General features: G+C 61.0%; 18 protein-coding genes and 2 tRNA genes. 7 read left to right on the top strand and 13 right to left on the bottom strand.

Translation table 11 applies throughout. From position 1 onward, the window contains the following. Window positions 1-207 precede the first annotated feature (207 nt). Entirely contained in the window at window positions 208-582 is a 375-nt protein-coding gene (locus tag AC1RKJ_RS02125; RefSeq protein ID WP_492789254.1) for a hypothetical protein, read from the bottom strand. A gap of 243 nt (window positions 583-825) precedes the next feature. Here AC1RKJ_RS02125 and AC1RKJ_RS02130 point away from each other — a divergent pair. Beyond that, window positions 826-902 (top strand) — tRNA-Arg (locus AC1RKJ_RS02130). Between the two features lie 34 nt (window positions 903-936). On the opposite strand, the gene AC1RKJ_RS02135 is transcribed toward AC1RKJ_RS02130, so the two are convergent. The 5 genes from AC1RKJ_RS02135 to AC1RKJ_RS02155 all read right to left on the bottom strand — a co-directional run bounded on the left by AC1RKJ_RS02135 (window position 937) and on the right by AC1RKJ_RS02155 (window position 2,750). Continuing rightward, window positions 937-1,149 (bottom strand): hypothetical protein, encoded by a 213-nt coding sequence (locus tag AC1RKJ_RS02135; protein WP_492789255.1) that lies wholly within the window; start codon window positions 1,147-1,149, stop codon window positions 937-939. Between the two features lie 83 nt (window positions 1,150-1,232). Next, a complete protein-coding gene (locus AC1RKJ_RS02140) occupies window positions 1,233-1,358 on the bottom strand; it encodes a hypothetical protein (RefSeq protein WP_492789256.1) in 126 nt (41 codons plus the stop codon). A 140-nt stretch (window positions 1,359-1,498) separates the two neighbouring features. Continuing rightward, window positions 1,499-1,738 (bottom strand): hypothetical protein, encoded by a 240-nt coding sequence (locus AC1RKJ_RS02145; RefSeq protein ID WP_492789257.1) that lies wholly within the window; start codon window positions 1,736-1,738, stop codon window positions 1,499-1,501. A 376-nt stretch (window positions 1,739-2,114) separates the two neighbouring features. Next, window positions 2,115-2,414 (bottom strand): HU family DNA-binding protein, encoded by a 300-nt coding sequence (locus AC1RKJ_RS02150; RefSeq protein WP_492789258.1) that lies wholly within the window; start codon window positions 2,412-2,414, stop codon window positions 2,115-2,117. A gap of 132 nt (window positions 2,415-2,546) precedes the next feature. Continuing rightward, window positions 2,547-2,750: a cold-shock protein gene (locus tag AC1RKJ_RS02155; RefSeq protein ID WP_027540153.1), complete on the bottom strand. Its 204-nt coding sequence runs from the start codon at window positions 2,748-2,750 to the stop codon at window positions 2,547-2,549. Window positions 2,751-3,016: 266 nt separating this feature from the next. On the opposite strand from AC1RKJ_RS02155, the gene AC1RKJ_RS02160 reads away from it, so the two are divergent. Continuing rightward, complete coding sequence (locus tag AC1RKJ_RS02160; protein WP_492789259.1) at window positions 3,017-3,358, top strand: DUF6481 family protein; 342 nt, start codon at window positions 3,017-3,019, stop codon at window positions 3,356-3,358. A gap of 67 nt (window positions 3,359-3,425) precedes the next feature. On the opposite strand, the gene AC1RKJ_RS02165 is transcribed toward AC1RKJ_RS02160, so the two are convergent. Continuing rightward, entirely contained in the window at window positions 3,426-3,653 is a 228-nt protein-coding gene (locus AC1RKJ_RS02165; RefSeq protein ID WP_492789260.1) for a pentapeptide MXKDX repeat protein, read from the bottom strand. A 296-nt stretch (window positions 3,654-3,949) separates the two neighbouring features. Here AC1RKJ_RS02165 and AC1RKJ_RS02170 point away from each other — a divergent pair, with 296 nt between their 5' ends. From AC1RKJ_RS02170 to AC1RKJ_RS02180, 3 genes are read left to right on the top strand one after another with little or no spacing between them, the layout of a single operon-like run. Further along, entirely contained in the window at window positions 3,950-4,963 is a 1,014-nt protein-coding gene (locus AC1RKJ_RS02170; protein WP_492789261.1) for a TRAP transporter substrate-binding protein, read from the top strand. Beyond that, window positions 4,960-5,514: a TRAP transporter small permease gene (locus tag AC1RKJ_RS02175; RefSeq protein WP_492789262.1), complete on the top strand. Its 555-nt coding sequence runs from the start codon at window positions 4,960-4,962 to the stop codon at window positions 5,512-5,514. Before AC1RKJ_RS02170 ends, AC1RKJ_RS02175 begins: the two co-directional genes overlap by 4 nt. Next, window positions 5,511-6,869, top strand: a complete 1,359-nt coding sequence (locus AC1RKJ_RS02180) for a TRAP transporter large permease (RefSeq protein ID WP_492789263.1) — start codon at window positions 5,511-5,513, stop codon at window positions 6,867-6,869. The genes AC1RKJ_RS02175 and AC1RKJ_RS02180 overlap by 4 nt, the downstream gene beginning before the upstream one ends. A 19-nt stretch (window positions 6,870-6,888) precedes the next feature. On the opposite strand, the gene AC1RKJ_RS02185 is transcribed toward AC1RKJ_RS02180, so the two are convergent. The 4 genes from AC1RKJ_RS02185 to AC1RKJ_RS02200 all read right to left on the bottom strand — a co-directional run bounded on the left by AC1RKJ_RS02185 (window position 6,889) and on the right by AC1RKJ_RS02200 (window position 12,087). Next, on the bottom strand, window positions 6,889-7,797 hold the full coding sequence (locus tag AC1RKJ_RS02185; protein WP_492789264.1) for a hydroxymethylglutaryl-CoA lyase: 909 nt from the start codon (window positions 7,795-7,797) through the stop codon (window positions 6,889-6,891). Between the two features lie 3 nt (window positions 7,798-7,800). Then, on the bottom strand, window positions 7,801-9,837 hold the full coding sequence (locus tag AC1RKJ_RS02190) for an acetyl/propionyl/methylcrotonyl-CoA carboxylase subunit alpha (protein ID WP_492789265.1): 2,037 nt from the start codon (window positions 9,835-9,837) through the stop codon (window positions 7,801-7,803). Between the two features lie 2 nt (window positions 9,838-9,839). Beyond that, the gene (locus tag AC1RKJ_RS02195; RefSeq protein WP_492789266.1) at window positions 9,840-11,444 is read right to left on the bottom strand and encodes a carboxyl transferase domain-containing protein; all 1,605 of its coding nucleotides are present in this window, start codon (window positions 11,442-11,444) and stop codon (window positions 9,840-9,842) included. 337 nt (window positions 11,445-11,781) lie between these two features. Continuing rightward, window positions 11,782-12,087 (bottom strand): ETC complex I subunit, encoded by a 306-nt coding sequence (locus AC1RKJ_RS02200; RefSeq protein WP_492789267.1) that lies wholly within the window; start codon window positions 12,085-12,087, stop codon window positions 11,782-11,784. A gap of 254 nt (window positions 12,088-12,341) precedes the next feature. Between AC1RKJ_RS02200 and AC1RKJ_RS02205 the strand changes: the two genes are divergently transcribed. Both AC1RKJ_RS02205 and AC1RKJ_RS02210 read left to right on the top strand, forming a co-directional pair. Beyond that, complete coding sequence (locus tag AC1RKJ_RS02205) at window positions 12,342-13,532, top strand: OpgC domain-containing protein (protein WP_492789268.1); 1,191 nt, start codon at window positions 12,342-12,344, stop codon at window positions 13,530-13,532. A 102-nt stretch (window positions 13,533-13,634) separates the two neighbouring features. Next, window positions 13,635-13,711, top strand: a tRNA-Pro gene (locus tag AC1RKJ_RS02210). Window positions 13,712-13,804: 93 nt separating this feature from the next. Here the strand turns inward: AC1RKJ_RS02210 and AC1RKJ_RS02215 are convergent. Both AC1RKJ_RS02215 and AC1RKJ_RS02220 read right to left on the bottom strand, forming a co-directional pair. Then, on the bottom strand, window positions 13,805-14,296 hold the full coding sequence (locus AC1RKJ_RS02215) for a DUF192 domain-containing protein (protein ID WP_492789269.1): 492 nt from the start codon (window positions 14,294-14,296) through the stop codon (window positions 13,805-13,807). Between the two features lie 114 nt (window positions 14,297-14,410). Next, window positions 14,411-15,076: a cold-shock protein gene (locus tag AC1RKJ_RS02220; protein WP_492789270.1), complete on the bottom strand. Its 666-nt coding sequence runs from the start codon at window positions 15,074-15,076 to the stop codon at window positions 14,411-14,413. Window positions 15,077-15,417 lie beyond the last annotated feature (341 nt).

Consider the following 15,417-nt stretch of genomic DNA (forward strand, 5'->3'; position numbering starts at 1 on the left):
CATCGCGCACCGACGGCGTGAAAGAGCGCGCCAAGCCAATGACCCGGCAAAAAACAAGAGTTTAGGTCGGGATAACCCAAAGGCAATGCAAGCCGTTGGATACTCCCGCCGGTTGGTCGGCCGGAGGCGCTGGAAGGTTCATGAATTTCGCGGCGGGTTGACGGTTTTTTCAATCGCATATGAGAGGGCCGACGACCCGAAGTGGAATCAGATTCCGTTGCCGAGGGTGAAGCAGAAGACGTCCGCGCTATAGGCGCGCTCGGGTCTGGGCGCGCAAAGATGGCTGCGCCCGTCAGGATTGTCCCGGTTCTTCTCGACTTTCTCGGGCGGGATACGAAGCCACTTGCCGTCTTCACGGCGTCTCGCAAACCAGACGCCGCCTTCATTGCGGGCCTCGGTCGGGTAGCAGTCGTGTTGACTGCAGCAGGACAAATGAGGGTTGTCCGGCCTCATCCACGTCGAATAAAATTTCTCGTGGATCGGGACGTCCTGCGGCGGGTGCTGATGTTGCGCGAATGCGCGGACGGCCCCGAACAAAAGTCCGGCGGACATCATCACGACGAAGCCGCGCCAAGCGATCATGGCACCACTCCGGCCACGCCCCGGCGAGACCCGGGACGAACGCCCCGGTGATAGTCTACCACCATACCAGCCAGAGAAGAATGATCGATACCGTGGATCGCTGCGTGGCCGCTTCGGCTCACTCCAGGGCCGCCGTCCCACGCGCTGCTGGCCGCAAGAAGGCCGAAAAATAGTCGTTCATCACGGGTTCTTTAGGATGATAAACGACAATAAACGATGGTATGTGATTTCAATTAGTTAAACGGTCCCATAGCTCAACTGGATAGAGTAACGGATTTCTACTCCGTGGGTTGCAGGTTCGAATCCTGCTGGGATCGCCAGTTTATTTTCAGATCTTGGGCTGATGCCGCAGCGTCACGCAGCGCGCGCGGGCCTCGCAAACAGCGAGAGCACTTCAAGCACTGGAATGTGAAAGCTGATCGGCTTCAGTTTCAATTGAACAGTCAGGATCGGCTCGTGACAACGAAGCCCCTTCCCGCCCTTCACCAGTCCCAGATCCCGAATGAGCTTGAAGGTCTTGCCATCGGCCATTCGAACGAAACGAACATTCTCAAACTGCTTGAGCATTCGCGCTCTCCTTGCCTCTGAGGAGAGCAGCCGTTCGTTACGATTCGGTCAATTCTTGACGACGCGGGAATCAGCAGTCCGGTTCAGTCGCGGCGTTTCCGGCCAACCGGCGGGTTGTCCGTCCATGTGTCGGGACGCGTCAGGCTTTGCCGCCACAGGATCACGGCCAATCCGACCATCGCGAGCGACGGGATCAATACGAAATACATTTGTCGATCTCAAAAATGATAAAATAATTGCCGAGCTTACCGCTGCGCGGCGGCGTTGGCAGTAGTAAAAAAGCGACAGGCCGCGACGATCTGCTTGCTCAACAATGCAGCAGCACACGGATGTGAAGCGTTACGTGCGCTCAGCGCCGCCGGCCGATCGCAACGCCGAGAACGAAAGCCACCAGCAATGAACCCAGCGGCGCTTCGCGCGCGACGTTGCTGAGAATGCTCAGCGGCATTCCGGGCTTCTTGGCGCCCTCCAGCATATCGCTCAGGGACTTCACCGCGGCAGACAGCTTCCTGATGCCGAACCGATCCTCGTTCTCGGCGGGATCCAGTCCTTCATAGATAAACGGCGGTTGCTGGATTTGGTCTGCCATTGCCGGCTCCTCGTTGCGCCCTTCGTTAAGAGACCAGCGGGGAATCCGTTCCGTGCGATGAGCATGACATCGCGCGCTTCACCCGCATCGGCGCGGCCATCCGAAAGCATCAGGGACTAAAGGATAAAGGGAATCCGGAACGAAACGCCTTATGGATTGTTGCAATGCGTCATAAGGAATTTGTTCAATGGCAGACGTCGTAAAAATCCCGGCCAAGCTCCCGCCGAGCGCCAAGCCACAGCCGTCCCGGCCCAAGCCCGGTCCTGCTTCGCATGGGGATGGGCTCGAAAGTCCCAGAAGCGTTCATTGCTAGCGTTCATTGCTAAAAACCCGCCGGCGTGAACCGGCGGGCCAATAGCAGAACGTCGCAAAAAACTTAAACGGCGTCTTTTGCAGCTTTAACGGGCCGCGCGCGAACGATCTTGCGGGCCGGCTTGGCCTTGAAGGTCATCGCTTCACCGGTGAAGGGGTTGGTGCCCTTGCGTGCCTTGGTCGCCGGCTTCTTGATGACAACGAACTTTGCAAAACCGGGGACCAGAAAGACGCCCGACTTTTTCAGTTCCTTGTAGCCGACCGACGCGAGTGTCTCGAGGACGCCCTTGACGTCCTTCTTCGCGATTTCAACTTCCCCAGCGATCTTCTCGATCAGCTGAGACTTCGTCATTTGAACTGCCATTGTGGCTCCTATTGATTCGTGCGTGCGTAGAGTACGTGCATTACGCGCGGAAAAAGAGCCCGCTCAACAAAAAAGGCCGCCAAAAGGCGGCCTTTCTGTCGATAAACCGAAATTCTGCGTGGATAACCGGGATTATCCAACCCGAAGGTTTTCAGCCGATTCCTTGCCACGGTTCGCCACGACCTCGTAGCTGACCTTCGCGCCTTCGTTCAGGTTGGAAAGCCCAGCCTTCTCGACCGCCGAAATGTGCACGAAAACGTCCTTGCCGCCGGTGTCCGGCTGAATGAACCCGAAACCCTTAGTCGCGTTGAACCACTTCACAGTACCTGTCGCCACGTCGAAACCTCCAAGAAGAATAGAAGCCGGATACCAAACATGAGAATGGCTTCATAACAAGCGAAACCCTTCAAATAAGCCGTTTCTTTCGCGGGCCGGTGACACAGGTCGTCTGTCTCCCAAAGGACACACTCCCGCCTTTGCGGCACGGGAAGCGCTCCGACAGGCTCTGCTGGAGGCATAAAGCAGCGGAGACCTCCCCAATATCGCCCTGAAATCTGCTACAAGCCGCCCGACACACCTCTGAAAAGAAAGAAATCGACTCGATGGGTTTTAAGGAGCCGAGTTTTGCCGACCGGCAGGCCGCCGCGCAAAACGCCAGGAAAAAAGTTCTCGAAAAGTTCAAGGCTCAGCCGGGACCTGACGATCCGGCCGTTCTGAAGAAGGCTGCGGAGCGGCAGGCGCAGGCGATCGCACGCGCGGAAGCCCAGAAGCTGCGCGAGGCAGCCAGATTGGAGAAGAAGGCGCGCGAAGCCGAACTCGCAGCGCAAGCCGAAGCCGAAGCACGCCGCATGCAGGCCGAGAAGGAAGCAGCGGAAGCGGAGTTGAAAGCTCAGCAAAAAGCCGCGCGCGATGCACGCTACGCGGCGCGCAAGAAAAAGAAATAACGTCAAACGATACAGGCCCGCTCCTGAACGGAGCGAGCCTGCAAGCATCAGCAAGACGGGATGAAGATTACTTCTTCATCTCGTCTTTTTTCATGCCGTCCTTCATCATTCCGTCTTTCTTCATGCCGTCCTTCGACATCGTGTCCTTCTTCATGCCGTCTTTCGACATGGTGTCTTCCTTCTTCATGCCGTCCTTCGACATCTTGTCCTGAGCGAAGGCGGCCGGCGCAAACAAGAGACCCAGCGACAAAACTGCAGCGGTGGTGCCGAGCGCGATGCGTGTGGTGCGTGCCATGTGACGTGATCCTCTGAAACCGTTTTCTGACGCGACGAAGGTCGCTTCAGGATCTTCGGGGAGGACCGCGCGTTGTTACACAGCGGCAGCGAATAATTTTCACGCGCGACGGTATTTTGGAACGCTCCACACGCCGCGAGACCCGGGCCGAAAGTATAGGCGTGTTCGCGCAGAAGTGCGGTGCAGCAACTGTAGCATTATGCGGGCGGCTCGGTCAGAATGTCGCAGGCAAACGCCCCGCGACGGCCAGACCCCGCCGACCGAAAAATCAAAAAAACAACAGGGAGACACATCCGATGCTGACACGCCGACATCTTCTGGCGACCACGCTCGCCGCACCCGCCATTCTCCGCTTTGGCCCAGCACAAGCCGCGACCACGCTGAAAATCTCGCATCAGTTTCCGGGCGGGACGATCGACAAGGGCGACTTCCGTGACCGGCTGACGCGCGTGTTCGCCGCGGAAGTCACCAAGCGCAGCGGCGGCGAAATTGTCGCAGAGGTTTATCCCGGCTCGTCGCTGATCAAGACCAATGCGCAGTTCTCCGCGATGCGCAAAGGCGCGCTCGACATGAGCCTTTACCCCCTTCCCTATGCCGGCGGCGAATTGCCCGAAACCAACATCGGCCTGATGCCGGGACTGGTGTCGAGCTACGATCAGGGACTGGCATGGAAGACCAAACCGGTCGGCAAGGCGCTGACCGATTTTCTCGCCGATAAGGGCATCATCCTCATCAGTTGGGTCTGGCAGGCCGGCGGTGTCGCCAGCCGCACGCGGCCGCTGGTCGCGCCGGAAGACGCCAAGGGCCTGAAGGTGCGCGGCGGATCGCGCGAAATGGACATGGTGCTGCAGACCGCGGGCGCCGCCGTGCTGTCTGTGCCGTCGAACGAAATCTACGCGGCGATGCAGACCGGCGCATGTGACGCCGGCATCACATCGTCGACCAGCCTGATCTCGTTCCGGCTCGAGGAAGTGGCCAAGCATCTCACGTCCGGCGCCGGTCAGTCGTACTGGTTCATGCTCGAGCCGCTGATGATGTCGAAGGCCATCTTCGACAAGCTGCCGAAGAACCAGCAGGACATCATTCTCAGCGTCGGTGCCGAGATGGAAGCGTTCGGCCGCAAGGGCGCGGAAGCCGACGACGTCGAGGTCGCCAAGGTCTACGAAAAGGCCGGGGCCAAGGTCAGCACGCTCGATGCTGCGACCGTCGGCAAATGGCGCGACATCGCGCGCGACACCGCGTGGAAGGATTACTCGGGGAAAACCGCGACGTCCGCCAACCTGATGAAGCTCGCGTCCGACGCCGCATGATGCACGGTTCGGTTGAAGACCAGCACGAGCTGGTCACCCCGGCCCCGAGCAACGCGCTCGTGGCCGGGTTCGCGCGCGCACTTGCACTCTGCAATCGCGTCATCGTCGTGCTGGCGGCGATCTCGCTCATTCTCGCCTGCCTCATCCTGAGCTACAGCGTCCTGTCGCGCAGCCTGTTTCACGCCGCGACCTACTGGCAGGACGAAGCGGCCGTCTTCCTGCTGGTAGGTGCGACATTCATGACCTGTGCTTTCGTGCAAGGGCAGCGCGGCCATATCGGCATCGAAGCCTTCGTCGGCCTGCTCTCTCCGACCGCGAACCGGATCCGGCTGCTTCTCGTGGACGTCGCCAGTTTTGCGTTCTGCGCCTTCTTCGCATGGAAATCGTGGACGCTGGCGCATGAAGCGTGGGTGGACGGCCAGGTCTCCAATTCGATGTGGAGCCCGCCGCTCGCAATTCCCTATGTCCTGATGGCCGCAGGCATGACGCTGCTGTGCGTTCAAATCCTGCTTCAGATCATCACCTCCTTCAACAAGGCTTCGCGTTCATGACCGTTCTGGGTATCGGCATCAGCTATGGGCTCGCGACGCTGGCCACGATGTTTTCGGGAATGCCGATCGCGTTCGCGCTCGGCGCCGTCGCGGTCGTGTTCATGGCGATCTACATGCCGGGAGCGTCGCTCGATACGGTGACGCAGAACGTTTACGAGGAGATGGCGTCGATCACGCTGCTGTCGATTCCGCTGTTCATCCTCAAGGGTGCAGCCATCGGAAAGTCCAAGGCCGGTCAGGATCTCTACACCGCGCTCCATGCGTGGCTGCATAAAATTCCGGGCGGCCTCGGCATCGCCAACGTGTTTGCGTGCGCGCTGTTCGCCGCGATGGCGGGATCGTCTCCCGCGACCTGCTCCGCGATCGGTTCGGCCGGAATTCCGGAGATGCGCAAGCGCGGTTATTCGGGCGGCTTCGCGGCGGGCATTATCGCGGCCGGCGGCACGCTCGGCATTCTGCTTCCGCCGTCCATTACGATGATCCTGTTCGCGGTCGCGGCCGAACAATCGCTCGGGCGGCTGTTCCTCGCAGGCATCGGCCCCGGCCTGCTGCTGGTGACGCTGTTCGCGGTCTACGCGATGTTTCGGTATCGCCAGGAATACGCCACCGCGAAAGCGGCCTATGAAGCGAACGGGCAGACATCGCCGATCCTGACCCAGGACGAATACACGATGTCGGAGCGCTTCAACGTGCTGCCGCGCGTGCTGCCGTTCGTGATCCTGCTCACCGGCGTGATGATCGCGCTCTACGGCGGTTACGCCACGCCGTCGGAAACCGCGGGCCTCGGCGGCCTGCTGGCGCTGCTGCTGATCGGCCTGATCTACAGCGTCTGGAAGCCGGCGGATCTTGCGCCGATCCTGACCTCGACGATCAAGGAATCCACCATGCTGATGATGATCATCGGCATGTCGCTGCTTTATTCCTACGTCATGAGCTATCTGACGATTTCCCAGTCGGCGGCCAACGCCATCGTCGCGATGCACCTGCCGAAATGGGAATTGCTCGCAGCCATCCTCGGCATGGTCATCGTGCTCGGATTTTTCCTGCCGCCGGTGTCGATCATCCTGATGACCGCGCCTATCATCCTGCCGCCGCTGCGGGCCGCCGGGTTCGACATCATCTGGTTCGGCGTGGTCATGACCATCGTCATGGAGATGGGGCTGATTCACCCGCCGGTCGGGCTGAACATCTTCGTCATCAGGAACGTGGCGCCGGACATTTCGCTCTCCGAGGTGATCTGGGGCACGATGCCGTTTCTGGCGCTGATGTTCCTCGCCGTGCTGCTGCTGTGCATCTTCCCCGGCATCTCGACCACCCTGCCCGATCTGGTGATGGGACGGGAGGCGATCCGTTAGCGGCGTAGCGCAATCATCATCAAGAGCGGGTGCGCTTGCTCGCATTCATCGCGGACGCCACACGGCTGACCGGCGGCTTGCCGAGGACGTTGCAGATCTCGTTGGTGGCGGCGACGAGCTTGTCCAGATCGACGCCGGTCGCGATGCCCATGCCTTCCAGCATGTAGACCACATCCTCGGTGGCGACATTGCCGGTCGCACCGGGCGCATAGGGACATCCGCCGAGCCCGCCCGCCGCGGAATCGATCAGCCGCGAGCCCTCTTCCATTCCGGCCAAGAGGTTTGCCAGCGCCTGACCGTAGGTGTCGTGGAAGTGCATCCCGACATTGGTCATCGGCATTTCGGAGCCCACCGCGCGCAGCAACTGCCGCGTCTTGAGCGGCGTACCGACGCCGATGGTGTCGCCGAGCAGGACTTCCTGGCAGCCGAGCTCCCACAACTTTGTCGTCACCGCGACGACTGCCGGCGGCTTGATCTCGCCGTCATAGGGACAGCCCAGCACGCATGAGACATAGCCGATCACCTTGACGCCATCGGCCTTGGCGCGCGCGATCACCGGCACGAACCGCTCGATCGATTCCGCAATGGTGCAATTGATATTGGCCTTCGAGAATCCTTCCGACGCGGAGGCGAAGACCGCGATCACTTTCGCGCCGGCGGCTTTCGCCACGTCATAGCCCTTTTCATTCGGGACGAGGACGTGAAACACGCTGTCGGGATGATGGTCGACCGCGCGCAGCACCTGATCCGAATTGACCATTTGCGGAATGGCCTTGGGCGACACGAAGCTGCCAACCTCGATGGTATGCAGTCCTGCCTTGATGAGATTTTCGATGAACGCGACCCGCGCTTCCACGCTGACCAGCGTCTTTTCGTTCTGCAGCCCGTCGCGCGGGCCGACTTCGACGATGCGGACCTTGTCACTCATGGGTTACGCCTTCGCGGGAGCTTCAGCCGGCTCAATCTCGGCCAGTTCCACGCCTTCCTGCACGATGTCGCCGACCTTGCACTTCAACTGCTTCACGACGCCTGCGAACGGCGCGCGCAGCGTCTGCTCCATCTTCATGACTTCCAGCGTCAGGATCGGTGCGCTCTTCTCGACGGACGCGCCCTCCGCGACCAGGATCGCCACCACCGTACCGGGCAAGGGTGCGACGACGCGGTCCGCGCCGGCCTGCTCCTCGTCCTCGGTGCCGAACGGATCGACCCAGTGAAACTCGAAACGTCCATTGCGGGTGCGGACATAGACCTCCTGCACATCCAGCAAGCCTTCGACGTGGTGCTTGACGCCATCGAGAACAAGATCGATGCCGCCGCGCGACGATGCCGAACTCGCGAACGCGATGTCACGCCCGTCGACCGAAAGCATGGTCGGGCCATTTCCATAGCGCAGCGTCACCTTGCGCTCGCCGCCCGCCTGCCGGAACAGGAAGTGGCGCTGGCGTCCACCCACGGTGAACCAGCCGGACGATGCCCGCCATGGCGAGTTCACGTCGTGCCCTGCCGCGACCTCCTCGCTGCGCAGGATCGCAGCCACTGCCGCGCCAAGCTCGAGTTCGGTCAACCCCGCTTCGGCTGGCGTGAGCTTCGCCAGCTCGCGCTCGATGAAACTGGTATCGATGGTGTTGGCGCGGACGTCCGGATGCGTGATCAGCGCCGACAGGAACGGAATGTTGGTGATGACGCCGCGAACGTCGGTCTCTTGCAGCCCGCGATTGAGCCGCGAGATCGCGAGATCGCGCGTCGGGGCCCATGCGATCACCTTGGCCAGCATGGCGTCGTAATTGGGCGACACAGTCTTGCCCTCGCCGTAACCCGCATCGATCCGCAGGCCGTCGACTTCGTCCGGCGTGCGCCACGTCCGGATACGGCCCACTGAAGGCATGAAGTTCTTGTTGGGATTTTCCGCGTAGACACGCGCCTCAATGGCGTGGCCGTTGAGCTTGATCTGGTCCTGCGCCAGCGGCAGCTTTTCACCGAACGCGACACGCAACTGCCATTCGACCAGATCGACGCCGGTAATCAACTCGGTCACCGGATGTTCGACCTGAAGCCGCGTGTTCATCTCGATGAAGAACACTTCGCGGCCGTCCGACACGAATTCGATGGTGCCCGCGCCGACATAATTCACCGCACCCGCCGCTTTGCGGGCTGCCGCGCAAACCGCCTCGCGTCCCGCTGCATCGAGTGTCGGCGACGGCGCTTCCTCGATCACCTTCTGATGGCGGCGCTGCAGCGTGCACTCGCGCTCGAACAGCGACACGAGGTTGCCGTGGCTGTCGCCGACGATCTGCACTTCGATGTGACGCGGGTTCTGAACGAACTTCTCGATCAACATGCGGTCGTCGCCGAACGCGGCGAGCGCCTCACGCTTGGCGCTGACAATGGCTGCGGCGAGTTCGTCCGCGCTGTTGACGATACGCATGCCGCGACCGCCGCCGCCGGCCGATGCTTTCGCCAATACCGGAAAGCCGATTTTCTTCGCGGCATCCGCGAGTGTTTTGTCGTCCTGCGCTTCGCCGTGATAACCCGGCACCAGCGGCACGCCGGCCTTTTCCATCAGCTGCTTGGAGCCCGACTTCGACCCCATCGCTTCCATCATCTCGGCGGTGGGACCGACGAACACGATGCCTTCAGCAGCGCAGCGGCGCGCGAATTCGGCGTTCTCCGACAGGAAGCCATAACCCGGATGCACCGCTTCCGCGCCGGTCTTCCGCACGGCTTCGAGAATGCGATCAACATTGAGATAGCTGTCTTTCGCACGCGCGGGTCCCAGCAGCACGGCGTCGTCGGCCAGCGCGACATGCAGCGCATCGGCGTCAGCTTCCGAATAGACCGCGACGGTGCGCAGGCCCATGGCGCGCGCGGTCCTGATGACGCGGCAGGCGATCTCGCCGCGGTTGGCGATCAGCAAGGTGTTGAAGCGGCGATAGAGCGGCTTTGCCGCGGTCTGAGCAGGATTTTTCATCGTCACATCCTGAACACGCCGAAGCGCGTCGGCTCAGAGGGCGCGTTAGCGGCGGCGGACAATCCGAGACCAAGCACAAGGCGCGTATCGGCGGGATCGATCACGCCGTCGTCCCAGAGCCGCGCTGTCGCGTAATAAGGATGACCCTGCGTTTCGTATTGCTCGCGGATCGGGCTGCGGAAAGCATCTTCCTCCTTGGCCGACCATGTGCCGCCCTTGGCTTCGATGTTGTCGCGCCGCAACTGACTGAGCACCATCGATGCCTGCTCACCGCCCATCACCGAGATGCGCGCGTTCGGCCACATCCAGAGAAAGCGCGGACTGTAGGCGCGGCCGCACATGCCGTAGTTGCCTGCGCCATAGGAGCCGCCGATCACCACGGTGAATTTCGGCACCGATGCCGTCGCGACCGCCGTGACGAGTTTGGCGCCGTCGCGCGCGATGCCGCCCGCTTCATACTTCTTGCCGACCATGAAGCCGGTGATGTTCTGCAGGAACAGCAGCGGGATATTGCGCTGGCAGCAAAGCTCGATGAAATGCGCGCCCTTCAGCGAGCTTTCGCTGAACAGGATTCCGTTGTTGGCGATGATACCGACCGGATAACCCCAGATATGCGCGAAGCCGCAGATCAGTGTCTGACCGTAGAGCTTCTTGAATTCCTCGAACTCCGAACCGTCCACGATGCGCGCGATGATCTCGCGCACGTCGAACGGCTTGCGGGCGTCCGCCGGCACCACGCCGTAAATGTCCTCGCGCTCAAACAACGGTTCACGCGGCGCGCGCAGGCCGGTCGCCGATGATTTGGCGGGATTGAGATTGCCGACAATGCGCCGCGCGATGCCGATGGCATGACTGTCGTTCTGCGCATAGTGATCGGTGACGCCCGACTGCCTTGAGTGGACGTCCGCGCCGCCGAGTTCTTCGGCGGTCACGACTTCGCCGGTCGCCGCCTTCACCAACGGCGGGCCGCCGAGGAAGATGGTGCCCTGGTTGCGCACGATAATGCTTTCGTCCGACATCGCGGGCACGTAAGCGCCGCCCGCCGTGCAGGATCCCATCACGATGGCGATCTGCGGGATGCCCTGCGCGGACATGTTGGCCTGATTGTAGAAGATGCGGCCGAAGTGTTTCTCGTCCGGGAAAATCTCGTCCTGCTGCGGCAGGAAGGCGCCGCCGGAATCGACCATGTAAATGCATGGCAGGTTGTTCTGCCGCGCGATGTCCTGCGCGCGCAGATGCTTCTTCACCGTCATCGGGTAATAAGTGCCGCCGCTGATGGTGGCGTCGTTGGCGACGATGACGCATTCACGGCCCGAGACGCGGCCGATGCCGGTCACGATGCTGGCGGAATGCACGTTGCCGCCGTAGAGGCCATAGGCAGCCATCGGGGAGAATTCGAGAAACGCGGTGCCGGGGTCGATCAGAAGGTCGACGCGCTCCCGTGCCAGCATCTTGCCGCGCGCCGTGTGTTTGGCGCGAGACGCCTCGCCGCCCCCGCCTGCAACCTGCGAAAGCTTGTCCCGGAGGTCGGCAACCAGCCCCCGCATGACCTCGGCGTTGCGCGTGAAGTCGGACGATTTGGAGTCGAGCCCGGACCGAAGTGCCATTGTTTCCTGCCGCGTAACGTTTTGATCTTGCTTGCTTCCGCCTCCATTCCGGGCGGCATTGACCTGCAAGGTGTCACTGCTTGGCGGCGGAATGCAACCCCAACCTTTCCGATGGATACTGGCGCAATCGGGAGGCTGGCGTCAGGCGCGTTGCGCCTCATTAGGCCAAGGCGCAGCTTTGAAATGTCTTGCTCCCGACATTTCCCGGAGCGATTTCGCCAGAGTTCGTCATGCCCGGACCTGTTCCGGGCATCCACGTCTTAGGGCAACAGCAGCGATAAAGACGTGGATGGCCGGGACGAAGCCCGGCCATGACGGCAGATAGTGAGTCCAGCTCTTAGTGCGTCCAGGGCTCGGTGCGGCGGAACGCGAAATTGTCCGCATAGGCCTTCACGCGCGGCTGCAATTCCTTCGGCTCCAGCACTTGATAGGGAATGCCCTCCCGCTCGCAATAGGCGACGGCGTCTTCCCGGGTGTCAAAATGGATCGTCAGCTGCTGCTTCATGTCGCCGGAGCTGGTCCAGCCCATCAGCGGCTCGATCACGCGCGGCTGTTCGGGCTCGTAGTCGAGCTGCCACGCCTTGGTCTTCGCGGAGCCGGACTGCATCGCATTTTTGGCAGGTTTGAAGATTCTGGCTGTCATGTCGCGCGAAAACCCTGAGGAGTGAAAGAGCCTGAGTTCGATTGTCGATCCGCCGGAACGGAAGCGGGACGGATAAAAAGCAAGTGATTTGGGTTGAGGCCCAAATCAAACGTTCGGCAGCCCGTTCCCAAGGAGACTTCCCACAAGAAACTCTGATATAATGCGAACGACGCGCCGTGACAATGTCGAACCGTTCAGGTCCGGATTGGCCGCCGCCGAAGTAATTTTGTCGACTGCATCACGAAACGGCGCTCATGGAAATCCAGGCAACACTTCCCGAAAAGGGTCGCGACCTCCGGCTCGATTTTTTCCGCGGCATCGCGAACTGGTGGATTTTTCTCGACCACATTCCAAACAACGTCATCAACTGGGCGACGCCCCGCAACTATGGTTTCAGCGACGCGGCTGACCTGTTCGTCTTTATCTCCGGCTACACCGCATCTTTCGTGTACGCCAAGATGATGCTCGACCGCGGGTTTATCGTGGGCTCGACGCGGCTGTGGAAGCGCGTCTGGCAGCTCTATGTCGCACACGTGATTTTGTTCGTGATCTACATCGCGGCGATCGGCTGGGTCGCGCTGCGCTACGCCGATCCCGACATCCTCAACGAGTTCAACGTCGCGGGGCTGGTGGAAAATCCGATCCAGACGCTGACGCAAGGCCTCCTGCTGCGCTTCAAGCCGGTCAATCTGGACGTGCTGCCGCTCTACATCATCCTGATGGGGTTCTTCCCGCCGGTGCTGTGGCTGATGCTGCGCAAGCCCGACATGGTCATGATCGCGTCGCTGGTGCTGTACTTCGCGGCCCGCCAGTTCGGCTGGAATTTCTCGGCCTACCCCGTCGGCTCCTGGTACTTCAATCCATATACCTGGCAGCTGCTGTTCGTGTTCGGCGCGTGGTTCGCGCTGGGCGGAGCATTGGAATCGCGATCAGTGATCCGCTCGCAATGGCTCCTGATCATCGGCTCGCTCTATCTCGTTTTCGCGCTGATCATGACCATGGCGGGCCGCTTCGAATCCTTCGGCGCGCTGTTCCCGAGGTGGCTCTATGATGCCTTCAATCCCAACGACAAGACGTTCCTTGCGCCCTATCGCGTCATCCACTTCGTGGTGATCGCGTTCTTCATCACGCGGTTCGTGCCCAAGGACTGGAAACTGCTGGAATCGAAGTGGCTCGATCCCCTGATCAAGTGCGGTCAGCAATCGTTGCAGGTGTTCTGCGTCGGCATCTTCCTGTCCTTCGTCGCGCACTTCGTTTTGATGCTGAGCTGGGGCACGGTCTGGGCGCAACTTGGCGTCAGCGTCGTCGGTGTCGCCATCCTGACGATCGTCGCCTATTACGGAAACTGGTCGAAGAAGCAGGACAAGCCGTCGGCGCGAACGGCACCCGCCAAGCCGCCGGTGGCCCAGGCATCGCCAGCCTCATCGCCCGCCTCGGGGGCTTGACCGGGAGCCGGACGATCCCACGTTAACTGTGGGTGTTTTAGCGCCCGCAGCCGGTCGTTCCGCCTTGCTGGCGCCATGCGAAGCGTGTATCGACTGACCCATCGGGGTATAGCGTAGCCTGGTAGCGCGGCAGTTTTGGGTACTGCAGGTCCGAGGTTCGAATCCTCGTGCCCCGACCATTTATCCCATTGAAATTATTAGATTTTATAGCGCGATTCTGACGCGATTCTGACGGCTGGTTTTTCCTGCGTCAGCCTCGAACGCTCACAGCCTCAGCGAGTCCCGAACAGCGGATGGGCCACCCGGTCGCCGGCCTGAATGCCGTATTTCCGGGCCGTGCCGCCGATCACCTCCAGCACGCCCTTGGCCAGACCGCCCGACGAGATGATCTTTTCTGAATGCGGCTCGGTGTTTTCCGCGATCCGCAGAATCCGGCCATCGCTGCGGATGAAGATCATGTCGAGCGGGATGAAGGTGTTCTTCATCCACATCGACACCGGCTGTTCGGGCGAGAAATCGAACAGCATACCCCGTCCCTCGGCCAGCTCCTTGCGGTACATCAGGCCGGTGGCCCGCTCCTCGTCGGTTTTCGCAATCTCGACGGAGAACACGTGGACGCCCGACTTGGTGACGATCTCGAGCGACTGCACCTCGGCCGCGGTCGCGCCGGTGATCGCCACGGCGAACAGCGCCATCGCCACAGCGGCGACGATACGGAAGTTTGTTTTCAGGTTCGGGGATTTCAGCAAGCGGGCGAACGACATTCTCGAACAGTGTCCTGAGCCAAATGACGCAGCAACCTAGCGCGGCAATCATGGCAAAGGCCACACACAGGTCTAGCCTTGTTAGAGGATCACGCGGATGTGGTTGAAGTCAGGTCAGTGCGAGGACAATCCGGGCGCGCCGGTCTCCGGCTGGATCTCGGCCGCCATCATGCCCTTGGACCCGGGCCCGAACCGGACCAGCACGAACTGGCCGGGACGCAACTCGGTCATGCCATAGCGGCGCAGGGTTTCCATATGGACGAAAATGTCCGGCGTGCCTTCGCCGCAGGTCAGGAAGCCGAACCCGCGAAGCCGGTTGAACCATTTGACCTGCGCCCGCTCCAGCCCGCTGGTCGGCGTGACGCTGACATGGGTGCGCGCGGGAAGCATCTGCGCCGGATGGATGGCGGTGGACTCGTCCATCGAGACGATGCGGAAGGCCTGATAGCCCTTCTGCCGCTGGACGCATTCGCACACCAGCCGCGCCCCTTCATAGGCCGTCTGGTAGCCGTCACGCCTCAAGACCGTGACATGCAGCAGCACGTCGGGCCAGCCGTTGTCCGGCACGATAAAGCCGTAGCCCTTTGAGGCATCGAACCATTTGATGACGCCGGAAATCTCGACAAGGTTGACGGCCGCGCCGTCATCCGCCGCAAAGGAGTCGAGCGCCAAATTCCGCTCAACCTTCGCAGCGAGTTCGCTTGGAGCGAACCTGTCAGCAGGACCAGCCCCACCCAGCGGGCTGCTTACCTTCTTGGACTCAAATCCGTCCGAACCCATGACCCCCGGACCTCAAACTAAATTGCCATCGATCACCGCGTGACCAACTACGTTGCGTACTGAGTACGTTCGAGGGACGAAGCCCGTGATGCGCCGCGAATCCCTTGATTCGACGATAACACTCCGGCTGAGGGCTGAAAGACAAAAAAGAAATCAGCAACGACCTATGAACAGTCTTGAACGAAATCGAATCAAACAGGCTAGTGGTCCGGTTCTAACATTCGCCTCCCGTTTCTGCAGACCTGCCCGCGAATGTTAGAATCAAAGACCACCAGCAAATATAGGTTTCCAGTGGAGTTTCGGATTTTACATTCGCATTGCGGGCGCGCTGCCGAGTGGAT

Source organism: Afipia sp. GW822-FHT04G07 (assembly GCF_058800765.1).

Excerpts from the sequence above, each read along its gene's own strand:
- AC1RKJ_RS02150 (WP_492789258.1), bottom strand. The coding sequence starts at position 2,414 with ATGGCAGTTCAAATGACGAAGTCTCAGCTGATCGAGAAGATCGCTGGG.
- AC1RKJ_RS02220 (WP_492789270.1), bottom strand. The coding sequence starts at position 15,076 with ATGGGTTCGGACGGATTTGAGTCCAAGAAGGTAAGCAGCCCGCTGGGT.
- AC1RKJ_RS02205 (WP_492789268.1), top strand. The coding sequence starts at position 12,342 with ATGGAAATCCAGGCAACACTTCCCGAAAAGGGTCGCGACCTCCGGCTC.
- AC1RKJ_RS02200 (WP_492789267.1), bottom strand. The coding sequence starts at position 12,087 with ATGACAGCCAGAATCTTCAAACCTGCCAAAAATGCGATGCAGTCCGGC.
- AC1RKJ_RS02190 (WP_492789265.1), bottom strand. The coding sequence starts at position 9,837 with ATGAAAAATCCTGCTCAGACCGCGGCAAAGCCGCTCTATCGCCGCTTC.
- AC1RKJ_RS02145 (WP_492789257.1), bottom strand. The coding sequence starts at position 1,738 with ATGGCAGACCAAATCCAGCAACCGCCGTTTATCTATGAAGGACTGGAT.
- AC1RKJ_RS02215 (WP_492789269.1), bottom strand. The coding sequence starts at position 14,296 with ATGTCGTTCGCCCGCTTGCTGAAATCCCCGAACCTGAAAACAAACTTC.
- AC1RKJ_RS02135 (WP_492789255.1), bottom strand. The coding sequence starts at position 1,149 with ATGCTCAAGCAGTTTGAGAATGTTCGTTTCGTTCGAATGGCCGATGGC.
- AC1RKJ_RS02185 (WP_492789264.1), bottom strand. The coding sequence starts at position 7,797 with ATGAGTGACAAGGTCCGCATCGTCGAAGTCGGCCCGCGCGACGGGCTG.
- AC1RKJ_RS02140 (WP_492789256.1), bottom strand. The coding sequence starts at position 1,358 with ATGTATTTCGTATTGATCCCGTCGCTCGCGATGGTCGGATTGGCCGTG.
- AC1RKJ_RS02165 (WP_492789260.1), bottom strand. The coding sequence starts at position 3,653 with ATGGCACGCACCACACGCATCGCGCTCGGCACCACCGCTGCAGTTTTG.
- AC1RKJ_RS02160 (WP_492789259.1), top strand. The coding sequence starts at position 3,017 with ATGGGTTTTAAGGAGCCGAGTTTTGCCGACCGGCAGGCCGCCGCGCAA.
- AC1RKJ_RS02180 (WP_492789263.1), top strand. The coding sequence starts at position 5,511 with ATGACCGTTCTGGGTATCGGCATCAGCTATGGGCTCGCGACGCTGGCC.
- AC1RKJ_RS02170 (WP_492789261.1), top strand. The coding sequence starts at position 3,950 with ATGCTGACACGCCGACATCTTCTGGCGACCACGCTCGCCGCACCCGCC.
- AC1RKJ_RS02125 (WP_492789254.1), bottom strand. The coding sequence starts at position 582 with ATGATCGCTTGGCGCGGCTTCGTCGTGATGATGTCCGCCGGACTTTTG.
- AC1RKJ_RS02175 (WP_492789262.1), top strand. The coding sequence starts at position 4,960 with ATGATGCACGGTTCGGTTGAAGACCAGCACGAGCTGGTCACCCCGGCC.
- AC1RKJ_RS02195 (WP_492789266.1), bottom strand. The coding sequence starts at position 11,444 with ATGGCACTTCGGTCCGGGCTCGACTCCAAATCGTCCGACTTCACGCGC.